Genomic DNA, 12,332 nt, shown 5'->3' on the forward strand with positions numbered 1-12,332 from the left:
ATTTCGAAAGCAAATGTGAGCCAGCTCAGGTTGCTGGCTCATTGTGTCAGGCGAAGCGCAGCAGAATTTTGCCCTGCATCGGCGCGCCGTTCAGCGCCCGGACGGCGCTGACGAAGCTTTCCTCATCGCCCTGATGCGCAATCAGTGGCTCAAGCGACAGCCGCTTTTCGGCAAGCAGCCGCGCGGCGGTTCGCCACTCTTCACCCGGCCAGGGCGCCGAATAGTTCATCCAGCTGCCGAGCAGCGTCAGTTCATTACGCAAAATTTTGCCAAAAACCGCGGCGCAGAGCGTAAGGTCATGATGCAGCGTTCCCACCAGCGCGACCTGCGCGCGCGGCCCGGCGATGTCGATGGCCAGTGATACCGTCTGCGGCGTGCCCGCGGTTTCCAGCACCAGTTGATCGAAGCGCTGCGCCTCCAGCGCGGCGGAAATGGCCTGCGCGGACATTTCACGGCTGTTCAGCACGCGATCGGCGCCGAGCGCGTGCGCCAGTCGGAGCTTTTCGGGATTAATATCAATGGCCGTCACGCTATTCGCGCCCAGCGCCTGTGCGCACTGCATCGCCAGCAGACCGATAGTGCCGGCGCCGACGATCACGACGTTTTTGCCTTCACACCCCTGGGCCTGGTGAAAAGCATGTAGCCCGACGGTAACAGGTTCGAGAAACGCGCCATCTTCAACCGACATCTCTGGCGGTAATAGAAAGAGGCTGGCGCGCCTGACCACAATATACTCGGCGTGGCCACCTTCGCTGCGGGAGCCGACAAACTGGTAGTGTCGGCACAGGGAAAAGTAACCGCGCGCGCATTCTTCACAGACAAAACAGGGCTGTAGCGGCACGCAGGCCACCGCATCGCCGGGTGAAAGATCGCTTACCGCGCTGCCGCAGCGCTCCACATAGCCGCTAAACTCATGGCCCAGCGTAATGGGATAGTAGTGCGCGCCGTGGGCGAAAATGCGGGGGATATCGGAGCCGCATAAACCCGAACAAACGACTTTCACCAGGACGTCGTCGTCCGCATTGATAGTGGGCACAGGGCGTTCTTCAACGCGTACGCTGCCCTCAGCATGAATTACCACTGATTTCATTGTTCCTCCAGAAATTGCAGGGGGAGCGGCGCTCCCCCATGGTCATGAAACGCTCGGGCCTGCCTCGTTGACGGCGGCTTTTTCCACCGCGACGAACGCCCGCGCGCGACGCCAGGTAAGCAGCACGCCAGTAAGATAAATGACGCCGATAACGACAAACCCCGTCACGTTCTGCCAGGTGCAGAGCTGGATCAGCAGCCAGGTCACCGGCGAGCCGCCCTGATCCATCGAAGCCACCAGCCCACCCGCTTTAAGCGCGCCCGCATTGGCGGCAAGCTGGGTATGCAGGCCGATAGTCTGTGTCGCTATCCAGAGCGTCATGCTCATGATGATGACGCCGGAGATCAGGGTGCGGAAAAGGTTCCCCTGGTGCACCGCGACCGCCATTGCCACAAAGAACCCGATGGTGGCCAGATCGCCAAACGGCAGCACCTGATTGCCCGGCACGACAACCGCAATCAGAATGGTTAAAGGAATAAAAATCAGGCTGGCGGACACCACCGAGGTGTGGCCCAGCAGCAGGGCCGGATCGAGACCAATCAGGAACTCCTGGCTGCCGAATTTCGCCTGCAGCCGCTTACGCGCCTGCTTCGCGATAGGCGTCAGGCCATCCATAATCGGTTTAATGACGCGCGGCATCAGGAGCATTACCGCCGCGGTTTTTACCGCCAGTTGCAGTACGCCTTTGACGTCATAACCTGCCAGCAGACCGATGACGAGCCCCATGACAAAGCCCACGGTGACCGGCTCGCCAAAAGGGCCGAACCGCTTCTGCACGTCGTCGGCGCTGAAATGGATGCGATTAAGCCCCGGAATTTTATCAATAAGGGTATCTACCAGTACCGCGATGGGGCCGAGATAGGCGGACGTACCGTGAGGGATTGCCATGCCTTCCAGACCAAAATAGTCGCGGGTATCTTTGGCAAACCAGTCGCCAAGCTTGTAGACAAAAGCGGCATGGGCCGCCACGCCCACAATGCCAATCCAGTAAGAGCCCGTGGCGAGATGCAACATGGCGCCGGTAAACGTCATATGCCAGATATTCCAGATATCGACATTCACCACGCGCGTCATGCGGGTCACCAGCATGGCGATGTTGACGATAATCGCGATGGGGATTGCCACCAGCGCGATTTGCGACGCCCACGTCATGGGTGAAGATCCCGGCCAGCCCACGTCCACCACATGAAGGTTTATTTCGAAATGTTCCGCCATCGCCTTCGCCGCCGGGCCAATCGAATCCAGCATCAGGCCGATGACGAGCCCGATACCCACAAACCCGATGCCAATATGCAGGCCAGACCGGAAGCATTCGCCCGCTTTCATGCCGAGCAGCTTTGAGAAGATGATAATGACCACCGGCAGCATGACCGTGGGGCCGAGGTCGAGTATGTAACGCATGATTTCGCTAAACATGGCGTCACCCCATCAGGATTGTCAGGATTTTTTGCTGGAGCGCCTCAATGCCGACGCCAGAGACGAAGGGCATGCCGTGCACCACCGGAATATCGCCAAACGTGCGTTCGACTTTTGCCGTGGTGCAGATAAGATCGGCGCCATCCATATAGGTTTCAATCTCGTTCACCCTGCACTGCACCAGATCCAGTTCAATATGGTGCGCTTCGCACAGCTCTTTAATCTCTTCTGCCGCCATGGTCGATGTGGCGACCGCGCCGCCGCAGGCCACGATGATTTTTCGTTTCATAGGGTACTCCTTTTATTATCAGTAGATTATGAAGCCCGGGCGCAGGGTTCAGGCTCAAGGATGGTCTGTTCAAACCGCGTGGCCAGCTCCGCGTCGGGCGCCTGCAGCAGCGCGTCCAGCACGTCAGGGTCTTGCAACTTGCCGAATAAACGGCGCAGCAGCGTCAGTTGCGCCGCCGGGTTGTCGACTATCAGCGCGATAATGAGAGAGACGGCTACCTCGCCGTCATCGTCGGCGCGCTGGAAGTACACCGGGGAATCCGGGCGGATCAGGTAAATGGCTGGCGACACGGCATGTATCGCCTCGCAGTGCGGGATAGCGACCGCATGCCGCTCAAGCGCAATGCCCGTCGGGAAGGCCGCCTCCCGCTCCAGCAGCGCGGCGGGGTAGGTGTCACGCACCACCCCTTTGGCCAGCATGGTTTCGCCAATGTGCGCCAGCGCATGCTGACAGCCGGAAAAAGCGATGCCGGTACGTACGAATAATTGGCTCATGGGTTCCTCTTTGTTAGTCGGCGTCAGGGGCGCAGCCGTAACGGTAGGCGCGCAGCACGTCCTGGATTTTGTCGATAATCAGGTCGTACGGCGTGGCTTTCAGCGTCCCGTCGTTCACGCTCTCAAACTGCCCCGGCAGAAACTGGCTGATAAGGCCGGGAGGGAGCGATATCTCTTCCAGATTGGCGATAAGCTTGCCCACGCTCTGGCTGATGCGCGGGTGCGGCCAGTAGTAGCGGATGCGATCGGAGAGGCTGAAGTGAATATCGACCATCGCCTGGCTCCAGGTGGGGCGGTAATACTTTTTCCAGTACGCCGGCTCGTTCAGCATCACTTCGTCAATGACGTCCCGCACGTGGCTGCGGCGTTCCGGCGGGATCAGCGCCTCTTCCATCCAGGCCAGCCCAAAGAGGGCTTCGCGCAGCGCGAAGGTCAGCGCAGGCCCCACTTTCAGAATGGCGAAATGGTCATGGACCAGCGCCCGGTACGCCTGGCGTGACTGGTAATCCGTTGAGTGGGCCTCGTACACCAGCGGCGTCTGGTTAATCCATGCGGAAAGCGCCTGCGCGTGCTGTGGCTGATAGTGAATGATCTGGGTATGGTCGAACTCCACGCCGGGCTGCACCACCATCGCGATGACGCGTTCAAATGCCTCCTCCAGCCCCAGCCGGTAAAACGCCTCGCGGTGGGTTTCAAGCGTCAGCGAGGCATCTTCCACGCGCGTGACGTGTACGCTGCCAATCGTCGTGGCCTCGCCACCCGGCACGGGCACTTCCGTCCCGATGACATAGGTCAGCCGTTGCCGTTGCTCCGCGGTGGCGGCGCGCTCCGCCGCCTCGCAAAGCCGGGCTGCCCGCTCGGCCACCGTATGCGGTGCAAGCGGTACGGGATCGCCTTCGCAGGACATTGAGGCATCAAGATGAATTTTGCTAAAGCCCGCCGCCACATACGCGGCGACCAGCGCGACGGCTTTTTCCATTGCCGCTTCCGCGCTCTCGTTTTGCCAGCAGTTGGGGCCAAGGTGATCGCCGCCCAGAATAATGCGCTGGTGGGGGAAGCCGATCCGGTCTGCTATCTGCCAGACGAAATCGCGAAACTGATGGGGCTGCATACCGGTGTAGCCGCCAGACTGATTGACCTGGTTTGAGGTGGCTTCAATCAACACCTTTCTGTCGGTGTGAAGATCGAAACGCAGCGCCGCTTCTATCACCAGCGGGTGGGCGGAGCAGACGGAGCATATTCCAATAGGCTCTCCGGCTTTGTGTCGGGCTATCAAATCCTGCATATTCCCTCCATTTTCATTTAATTTCATAAACTGTTGTTTGACTAACAAAGGGCTCATTTCGCTTTCGCGAGCGGCCTCGTAAAATTTTCGAAAATTGTCAGAAAGCGCTTAAGGCAGGAGGGAATGGTCAGCCCTGAACCGCCTGCGCGCTGTCTCAAAGCTTGCCTTCGCAGCCGCAACGATGAATGACCTGACGCACGACCTCTTTCATGGCGGCTTTCGCGGGCTGCATATAATGGCGGGGATCGCAGGCGTCGGGATGGTCGTGAAAATAGCGTTTAAGCCCGGTGGAAAAGGCCACTTTTAGCTCGGTTGCAATGTTAACTTTGCAAATGCCAAGCGAGATGGCTTTCTGTATATCGGCAGCGGATAACCCGGAGGCGCCATGCAGCACCAGCGGAACCTCAACCGCAGCCCGGATGGCGGCGAGTCTTGCAAAATCGAGCCTCGGCTCGGCGTGATAAAAACCGTGTGCGGTACCTATTGCGACGGCAAGGGCGTCGATACCGGTCTGCTCGACGAAAGCGCGAGCCTGCGCCGGGTCGGTGTACAGCGCGTCGTTATCCCCGACGACCTTGTCGTCTTCCTGGCCGCCGAGCCGCCCCAGCTCTGCTTCGACACTGGCGTCATAGCGATGACAAAACGCTGTTACGCTTTTAACCAGCGCCACGTTTTCCTCAAAGGGGAGATGGGAGCCGTCAATCATGGCGGATCGCGCGCCCGCCATGATTTTATTCTGGATATCCGGCAGCGTTTCATGGTGGTCGAGGTGAACCGCCAGCGGATGGTTATAGTGGCGCGCCATACCGGCGGCGAGCGCGAGCAGGTTGTCCGTCCCGGCGCTGGCGAAGGTGCCCGGCGTACCTGCGACAATCAGCGGCGCGCGCATGTCGCTGGCCGTTTCTACCACCACTTGCAGCGTTTCAAGGTTATGAATATTAAAAGCCGGCACCGCATAGCCTTCGCGTTGCGCTTTAAGGAGCTGGTTGTTACTGGAAATAATAAACATTGATTACTCCTTTCTTTCGGAATGTTTTGATTGAAAGGAATGTATATATTATCGAAAGTTTCGGTTGTGATTTCGATCGCAAAAGGGAGTTTTCGAAGGGTATCGAAAGTGTTCGAAGGAAAAGTTGCGAGAGACGTTCTAAGAATGTGTGCTATGCGTGACAGATGCGCATAAACCCTCTATACTCCGCGCCGAAGCTGACCAGACAGTCGCCGCTTCGTCGTCGTCCTTTCGGGGAGACGGGCGGAGGGGAGGAAAGTCCGGGCTCCATAGGGCAGGGTGCCAGGTAACGCCTGGGAGGCGCAAGCCTACGACCAGTGCAACAGAGAGCAAACCGCCGATGGCCCACGCAAGTGGGATCAGGTAAGGGTGAAAGGGTGCGGTAAGAGCGCACCGCGCGGCTGGCAACAGTTCGCGGCACGGTAAACTCCACCCGGAGCAAGGCCAAATAGGGGTTCATAAGGTACGGCCCGTACTGAACCCGGGTAGGCTGCTTGAGCCAGTGAGCGATTGCTGGCCTAGATGAATGACTGTCCACGACAGAACCCGGCTTACCGGTCAGCTTCACACTTTAGAAAACCCCGCTTCGGCGGGGTTTTTGCTTTATGGGGCAGGGCAAGATGAATGACTGTCCACGACGCTCTCTGTGAAAAGAATGCGGCTTACCGGTCAGCTTCACACTTTAGAAAACCCCGCTTCGGCGGGGTTTTTGCTTTTGGGGCGGGGCAAAGATGAATGACTGTCCACGACGCTCTCTATGAAAAGAACCCGGCTTACCGGTCAGCTTCACACTTTAGAAAACCCCGCTTCGGCGGGGTTTTTGCTTTTGGGGCGGGGCAAAGATGAATGATTGTCCACGAGGCGTTCTGTGAAAATAGTGCGGCTTAACGTTTGGTATCCGCAGGGAGCGTGAAAAGGTAAACGTGGAAGGGAATATCAGACTCAGAGACAGGCGAGCCATCTGGCCCGCCCGGGGAGCGTACGTCAGGCGGCTTCTTCCTCGGCCAGGCGTACTTCGGCTTCAGCGATAATGGCTTCCAGCTCGCTGAGCATGCAATCGTAGGTAAAGTCTGGTTGCGCTCCGGCGCGTGTATGCGCTTCCTGCGGGGCGGGTGTTACAGTCAACTTCGTGACTTTCTTTTGCTGTGTGATAGTACTCATTTTATGACTCCTGATGCAGCTTTCTGCATCTTCTGTTACACCGGCAAATCTACCAGTAAAGCGCGCAGCGGCGAATCCGCAATAAGGGTTATGTTAGCCTCATCACGAATAAAGGCGCCGTCTCCGCAGGTTAATGCTTCTTTGTCTTCCGTTTCGGTCTTTACATGGACCGTACCGTGGATCGACTGTAAATAGGCGCGCGGCCCGTTCAGGGGCATACTCACCGATTCCCCTTCATTCAGCGCGATGTGCCACAGCCACACCTGCTGGCGCAGTTGCAGGCTGCCTTCCGCGCCGTCCGGCGAGGCGAGAAGCTGGCGCGCCTGCGGGCCGACCGCGATTTTCTGCACCGTCCGGTTTTCGCGCTCCGGGCAGGCGTCGAGCCAGAGCTGCATCCGCGTCAGCGAATGGTCTTTACTCAGGTTAAGTTCGCTGTAGCTTACGCCCGGCTGGGTGGAGAGTAGCAGCGCCTCGCCCGCTTTCGCGCGCAGGTGGTTGCCTTCGCTGTCGCGGTATTCCGCTTCGCCGTCGAGGATCAGGTTGAGGATATCGACTTTCGGGTAGGTACGCGGCTGGAACGCGGCGCCGGGCGCCAGCACTTCCTGGTTCAGTACGCGCAGCGAGGCGTAGCCCAGCAGTTTCGGATCGAAATAGTGGCCAAAGGAAAAGGTATAGCGAGCCTGCAGCCATCCATAGTCAGCTTGCCCACACTGTTTGGCTGTTCTCGTAATAATCATAATTTTACCTCTCTTGACAGGCTTTTATGTTAAGGGTGTGGACGCTGCATTGTTAGCCAGTTAATCTGCTGGGTATATTCAAATTTCCTGAATGAGAACCTGATGGCTAAAGAAAGGGCATTGACGCTTGAGGCGCTGCGCGTGATGGACGCTATCGACCGGCGCGGCAGTTTCGCCGCCGCGGCCGACGAGCTGGGGCGCGTGCCGTCTGCGCTGAGCTATACCATGCAGAAGCTGGAAGAGGAGCTGGACGTGGTGCTGTTTGACCGCTCCGGGCACCGCACCAAGTTCACGAATGTCGGGCGCATGCTGCTGGAGCGCGGGCGCGTGCTGCTTGAGGCGGCCGATAAGCTCACCACGGATGCCGAGGCGCTGGCGCGCGGCTGGGAAACCCATCTGACTATCGTCGCCGAGGCGCTGGTGCCCACGCCGTGTTTGTTCCCGCTGGTGGATAAACTCGCCGCCAAAGCCAACACGCAGCTCTCTTTCATTACCGAAGTGCTGGCGGGCGCGTGGGAGCGGCTGGAGCAGGGGCGCGCCGATATTGTCATCGCGCCGGACATGCACTTTCGCTCGTCATCGGAAATTAACTCCCGCAAGCTATATACGCTGTTGAATGTCTATGTGGCCGCGCCGGATCACCCGATTCACGACGAGCCGGAGCCGCTGTCAGAGGTGACGCGCGTGAAGTATCGCGGCGTGGCGGTGGCGGATACCGCGCGCGAACGCCCGGTATTAACGGTGCAATTACTCGATAAACAGCCGAGGCTGACGGTGACGTCCATCGAAGATAAGCGCCAGGCGCTGCTCGCCGGGCTTGGCGTGGCGACGATGCCGTACCCGCTGGTGGAAAAGGACATCGCCGAAGGACGGCTGCGCGTCGTCAGCCCGGAGTCCACCAGCGAAGTGGACATCATCATGGCCTGGCGGCGCGACAGCATGGGCGAGGCGAAAGCCTGGTGCCTGCGCGAAATCCCCAAACTCTTTAACGTGAAGCGTTAATCCGCCGGATGACGCCATTGCAGCGTGGCCGGAAGGTAGCGCTGCAGCGGCGTCGGTTCCTTGTCATCCACCAGTTGGGTGATCATCTCAAAGCAATCCAGCGCCAGCTGACGGCAATCCTGCTGCACGGTATCGATGCGTACCGACAGCGAATCATACAGATAGTGATCGTCAAAGCTCGCCAGATGGATATCGCTTTCCAGCAGACGATGCTGGCTCATGTAGCGCAGCACCCCTTCCAGCAGGCCGCAGGCGGCGGTAAACAGCGCCTTTGGTGGGCGTCCCAGACGGGCGCACAGGGCGGCGAACATCTCATAGCCGCTGCTCGGATGATAATTGCCGTGAATGATCCACTCCGGGCGTAGCTCAACGCCTGCCCGTGCCAGCCCCTGCTTAAAACCGTCCAGGCGGTCGCGGGTCGGCGACAGACGCGGCTGGCCGCCAAGAAAATAGAACTCATCCGGATGCTGGCGGGCGATGCGCGCCACCAGCTCGGCGGTCGGCGTAATGGAATCGGTGATGACCAGCGGCAACTGCGTGTCGTTCATATGGCGGTCGAACAGCACCACCGGGAGCTGCTCGCTGAGCTTCACATAATCGCTGTCGCTCAACATGCTGGAGGCGACGATAAGCCCGTCGACCTGGCGCGACACCAGGTTATTGACCACCACGGTCTCCTGGCCCGGATTTTCATCGGTACAGGAGATAAGCAACTGGAGCCCCGCCTCGCGGCACAGGGTCTCCAGCTCGTAAGAAAACACCGCGAAACCGTAGTTGGTTATCTCCGGCACCACCAGGCCCAGCGTATGGCTGCGGTTGTCGCGCAGCAGGCGGGCGTGGATGCTCGGCTGATAGTGATGCTGTTGGGCGATAGCCAGAACGCGCTCGCGCGTCTCCTGCGCCACGCGCAGCTCTTTGCCTCGTCCATTGAGCACCAGGCTGGCGGTGGCTTTGGAAACCCCCGCCAGGGCGGCGATATCACTGATGGTAACGCGTTTGGTTTTTCGCACGGCTTCGGTTCGGTGAGTGGTCAAACCCTCATTCTACCATGCAGGCGCGTAACGACCAGTAGCGTAGCCGGAGTTGCGCGTCGCCCTCAAAGCCAAGCGTCGCGTCGGCCGCCGGAAAATAGCGGCTGCTCATCACGCCTTCGCCGTCATTAATGAAAATCTCGACGCTGGAGCAGTCGCACAAAATGTGCAGCCGACGGGCGTCGCCCTGCCAGTAACGATGCATCCACTCGCCGCAGGCCAGGCTCCGGCGCGCCAGACGCAGGCCGTCGCGCGACCATTCCAGGCGCAGGGTATCGGCGAAATCGAGCGTCACCTCGCCCTGCGCTTCCAAAATCAGTTCCAGGCTTTCCGCCGCGAGCGAGGGGAGCGTGGCGGCCACGCCCTCCAGGCGCTGCTCCTCGCCGCGCAGGACAGCGAGCTCGCGCGCCGGCTGCTGGCAGAGTTTGCCGTCGCGCAGCGTCAGTTCGCGCGGGCAGGTCATCTGGTGGATCCAGCCCTGCGCCACCGTTGGCTGCAACATCTCTTCGCCGTCCGGCACGCCCATCCAGCCGATGAGTAACCGGCGGCCATCGTCGGCCAGCGTGGTTTGCGGCGCGTAAAACTCAAAACCGGCGTCCAGCTCTACCAGCGGGCCGTGACGAAATTCCGGCTTGTCGTAGTCCAGATCGCCGCACAGGTACGCGCTCGGGTAGGTGTTGAGATAGCGTTTTTCTTCGCGCGTAACGCCCTGCGGACAGCAGATCAGAATCGCTTTGCCGTCCAGCATGAAGAGATCCGGGCACTCCCACATATAACCCGCCTCGCCGAGCCCGCCGAGCGTGCTGCCGGCGAGCTCGCCCAGATTTTCCCAGTTCCACAGGTTGTCGGAGCGCAGCAGCAATACTTTGCCCTGCAATGCCAGATCCTGCGCGCCCAGCACCATGTACCAGTGCTCGCCGTGACGCCAGACTTTCGGGTCGCGCACGTGGCCGGTATAGCCGCCGGGCAGCGGCATCACCGGGCCGAGCTTGTCGAAACCGCCGTCGGCGTTCTGCACCGCCAGACATTGCCAGGCGGTGCGGCTGCCGTCGTCAAATTTCACGTTGCCGGTATAGCAGAGCGTCAGACGTCCGTTGTCATCCACCGCGCTGCCTGAATAACAGCCGCTGCGGTCATACTCTTCATCCGGCATCAGCGCCAGCGGCTCGTGTCGCCAGTGCGTCAGATCCGCCGAGCTCCAGTGTCCCCAGCACTTATGCTGATGCTGGCAACCCAGCGCGTTCCACTGATAAAACAGGTGGTAACGCCCCTGAAAATGGATAAAACCGTTCGGATCGTTCATCAGGCCCGTGACCGGCGCCAGATGCCAGCGCGGGTAGTAGCGATCGCCAAGCGCGACCGGCTGGCCTTTCATCACGGCCTGTAAAATAGCTGGCAGCAGCGTGCGGGTGGTCATTATTCAGCGTCCGTTTTGTATTTCCACAGGTAAGAGACCGCAAAGGCGATGCAGAAGGCGATAAGCATACCGATGGCGTAGTTAAGCAGCGAGCTGGCCTGAACAATCGCTATGCCCGGAATACCGGTCAGACCGACCGCCGTCATGCCGACATGCGTCGAGACCACCCACGCGCCGCCCGCCGCGCCGCCGATAAGCCCGGAGATAAACGGTTTCACGAAGCGCAGGTTGACCCCGAAAATGGCCGCTTCGGTAATGCCGAGCAGCGCCGAAAACCCCGACGGCAGCGTAATCGCCTTCACTTTGGCGTCTTTGGTTTTGAACCACACCGCCAGACACGCGCCGCCCTGCGCCACGTTAGACATCGCCCAGATAGGCAGCAGGAAGTTAACGCCAATGGACGGGTTGCCGAGCAGCCCCGCTTCAATCGCATGGAAGCTGTGATGCACGCCGGTAATCACAATCACCGAATAGAGCCCGCCGAACAGCAGCCCCGCGAGCCAGCCTGCGTGGGCAATCAGCGTGCTTAACACCAGCGAGATGCCGTCGCCGAGCGCGCGGCCCGCCGGGCCAATCACCAGCAGCGCCACGAAGCCGGAAATAATCACGGTAAAGAAGGGCGTCAGGATGAGATCCAGCGCGTCCGGGATAATCCGGCGCAGCTGTTTTTCAAGAATACTCATGAACCACACCGCCAGCAGGACCGGAAAAACGGTGCCCTGGTAGCCAATCATCGCGACCTCAATCCCGAAGAAGTTCATGGTGTGGAAGCCCGCCGCGACGCCCCAGGCGTTGGTGAGCGCCGGGTGGGTGAGAATGCCGCCAAGCGTCGCGCCCAGATACGGGTTGCCGCCAAATTCCCGCGCGGCGGTAAAGCCGATCAGGATAGGCAGAATGATAAACGCCGCCGAACTGCACATATCCAGCATGATATAGAGCGCGTTATCCGGGCTTACCCAGCCGTAGGTTTTCACCATGCCGAGCAGGCCCATCAGCAGGCCGGACGCCACAATCGCCGGAATGATCGGCACAAAGATATTAGAGAGCAGACGGGCGATGCGCTGGAACGGGTTCAGTTTGCGGGCCGCCACGCTTGCGGCTTCCGATTTGCTCGATTCGCTGATCCCGGCGGCGGCGATAAACGCGGCATAGACTTTATTCACCACGCCGGTGCCGAAGATAATTTGCAGCTGGCCTGCGTTGCGAAAACAGCCTTTCACGCCCTCGACATTGCCGATGGCGGCGGTGTCGGCTTTGGCGTCATCCACCAGCACCAGCCGCAGGCGCGTGGCGCAGTGGGCGGCGCTGGCGATATTCTCTTTGCCGCCGAGCAGCGGCAGAAGCGAGCGGGCAATCTGTTCAAAATCCATAACAACCTCAGTCTCGTGGTTTTTGTGTTGT

Annotated in this window: 12 protein-coding genes and 1 other RNA gene; 2 read left to right on the forward strand and 11 right to left on the reverse strand. The window is 59.8% G+C overall.

Annotated elements, in window-relative coordinates; all coding sequences use genetic code 11:
* Positions 1–46: 46 nt before the first annotated feature.
* The 6 genes from gatD to AACV31_RS04405 form a co-directional block, all read right to left on the reverse strand.
* A complete protein-coding gene (gatD, locus tag AACV31_RS04380; RefSeq protein WP_165155631.1) occupies positions 47–1,090 on the reverse strand; it encodes a galactitol-1-phosphate 5-dehydrogenase in 1,044 nt (347 codons plus the stop codon).
* 42 nt (positions 1,091–1,132) lie between these two features.
* Complete coding sequence (locus AACV31_RS04385; protein ID WP_007766884.1) at positions 1,133–2,506, reverse strand: galactitol-specific PTS transporter subunit IIC; 1,374 nt, start codon at positions 2,504–2,506, stop codon at positions 1,133–1,135.
* Positions 2,507–2,510: 4 nt separating this feature from the next.
* Positions 2,511–2,795, reverse strand: coding sequence for a PTS galactitol transporter subunit IIB (gene gatB, locus AACV31_RS04390; RefSeq protein WP_007766890.1), 285 nt, complete (start codon positions 2,793–2,795; stop codon positions 2,511–2,513).
* A gap of 26 nt (positions 2,796–2,821) precedes the next feature.
* Positions 2,822–3,289 carry a PTS galactitol transporter subunit IIA gene (gene gatA / locus AACV31_RS04395; protein WP_165155633.1) on the reverse strand — a complete coding sequence of 156 codons (468 nt, stop codon included), beginning with the start codon at positions 3,287–3,289 and terminating at the stop codon, positions 2,822–2,824.
* A gap of 13 nt (positions 3,290–3,302) precedes the next feature.
* Positions 3,303–4,574: a tagatose-bisphosphate aldolase subunit GatZ gene (gene gatZ, locus AACV31_RS04400; protein ID WP_165155635.1), complete on the reverse strand. Its 1,272-nt coding sequence runs from the start codon at positions 4,572–4,574 to the stop codon at positions 3,303–3,305.
* 154 nt (positions 4,575–4,728) lie between these two features.
* Entirely contained in the window at positions 4,729–5,583 is an 855-nt protein-coding gene (locus AACV31_RS04405; protein ID WP_165155637.1) for a tagatose bisphosphate family class II aldolase, read from the reverse strand.
* A gap of 193 nt (positions 5,584–5,776) precedes the next feature.
* Between AACV31_RS04405 and rnpB the strand changes: the two genes are divergently transcribed.
* Positions 5,777–6,153: RNase P RNA component class A (rnpB, locus tag AACV31_RS04410), an RNA gene on the forward strand.
* A 414-nt stretch (positions 6,154–6,567) separates the two neighbouring features.
* On the opposite strand, the gene AACV31_RS04415 is transcribed toward rnpB, so the two are convergent.
* Complete coding sequence (locus AACV31_RS04415; RefSeq protein ID WP_007766896.1) at positions 6,568–6,744, reverse strand: hypothetical protein; 177 nt, start codon at positions 6,742–6,744, stop codon at positions 6,568–6,570.
* A 35-nt stretch (positions 6,745–6,779) separates the two neighbouring features.
* On the reverse strand, positions 6,780–7,481 hold the full coding sequence (locus AACV31_RS04420) for a pirin family protein (protein WP_007766898.1): 702 nt from the start codon (positions 7,479–7,481) through the stop codon (positions 6,780–6,782).
* A gap of 102 nt (positions 7,482–7,583) precedes the next feature.
* Here AACV31_RS04420 and yhaJ point away from each other — a divergent pair, with 102 nt between their 5' ends.
* Positions 7,584–8,483 (forward strand): DNA-binding transcriptional regulator YhaJ, encoded by a 900-nt coding sequence (gene yhaJ / locus AACV31_RS04425; protein WP_007766900.1) that lies wholly within the window; start codon positions 7,584–7,586, stop codon positions 8,481–8,483.
* Here the strand turns inward: yhaJ and AACV31_RS04430 are convergent.
* Genes AACV31_RS04430 through AACV31_RS04440 form a run of 3 tightly spaced genes read right to left on the reverse strand, consistent with a single transcriptional unit; the run spans position 8,480 to position 12,301 of the window.
* Positions 8,480–9,493 (reverse strand): substrate-binding domain-containing protein, encoded by a 1,014-nt coding sequence (locus AACV31_RS04430; RefSeq protein ID WP_165155784.1) that lies wholly within the window; start codon positions 9,491–9,493, stop codon positions 8,480–8,482. The genes yhaJ and AACV31_RS04430 overlap by 4 nt on opposite strands.
* Before the next feature lie 28 nt (positions 9,494–9,521).
* Positions 9,522–10,931: a sucrose-6-phosphate hydrolase gene (locus AACV31_RS04435; protein WP_165155639.1), complete on the reverse strand. Its 1,410-nt coding sequence runs from the start codon at positions 10,929–10,931 to the stop codon at positions 9,522–9,524.
* On the reverse strand, positions 10,931–12,301 hold the full coding sequence (locus AACV31_RS04440) for a sucrose-specific PTS transporter subunit IIBC (protein ID WP_165155641.1): 1,371 nt from the start codon (positions 12,299–12,301) through the stop codon (positions 10,931–10,933). The genes AACV31_RS04435 and AACV31_RS04440 overlap by 1 nt, the downstream gene beginning before the upstream one ends.
* Between the last annotated feature and the right edge of the window lie 31 nt (positions 12,302–12,332).

It is taken from the genome of Cronobacter sp. EKM101R (genome assembly GCF_963888145.1).
Lineage (GTDB): Bacteria > Pseudomonadota > Gammaproteobacteria > Enterobacterales > Enterobacteriaceae > Cronobacter > Cronobacter turicensis.

What these genes read in the sequence shown, in the direction of transcription:
- gatD (WP_165155631.1), bottom strand. Translation starts at nt 1,090, where the DNA reads ATGAAATCAGTGGTAATTCATGCTGAGGGCAGCGTACGCGTTGAAGAA.
- AACV31_RS04385 (WP_007766884.1), bottom strand. Translation starts at nt 2,506, where the DNA reads ATGTTTAGCGAAATCATGCGTTACATACTCGACCTCGGCCCCACGGTC.
- gatB (WP_007766890.1), bottom strand. Translation starts at nt 2,795, where the DNA reads ATGAAACGAAAAATCATCGTGGCCTGCGGCGGCGCGGTCGCCACATCG.
- gatA (WP_165155633.1), bottom strand. Translation starts at nt 3,289, where the DNA reads ATGAGCCAATTATTCGTACGTACCGGCATCGCTTTTTCCGGCTGTCAG.
- gatZ (WP_165155635.1), bottom strand. Translation starts at nt 4,574, where the DNA reads ATGCAGGATTTGATAGCCCGACACAAAGCCGGAGAGCCTATTGGAATA.
- AACV31_RS04405 (WP_165155637.1), bottom strand. Translation starts at nt 5,583, where the DNA reads ATGTTTATTATTTCCAGTAACAACCAGCTCCTTAAAGCGCAACGCGAA.
- AACV31_RS04415 (WP_007766896.1), bottom strand. Translation starts at nt 6,744, where the DNA reads ATGAGTACTATCACACAGCAAAAGAAAGTCACGAAGTTGACTGTAACA.
- AACV31_RS04420 (WP_007766898.1), bottom strand. Translation starts at nt 7,481, where the DNA reads ATGATTATTACGAGAACAGCCAAACAGTGTGGGCAAGCTGACTATGGA.
- yhaJ (WP_007766900.1), top strand. Translation starts at nt 7,584, where the DNA reads ATGGCTAAAGAAAGGGCATTGACGCTTGAGGCGCTGCGCGTGATGGAC.
- AACV31_RS04435 (WP_165155639.1), bottom strand. Translation starts at nt 10,931, where the DNA reads ATGACCACCCGCACGCTGCTGCCAGCTATTTTACAGGCCGTGATGAAA.
- AACV31_RS04440 (WP_165155641.1), bottom strand. Translation starts at nt 12,301, where the DNA reads ATGGATTTTGAACAGATTGCCCGCTCGCTTCTGCCGCTGCTCGGCGGC.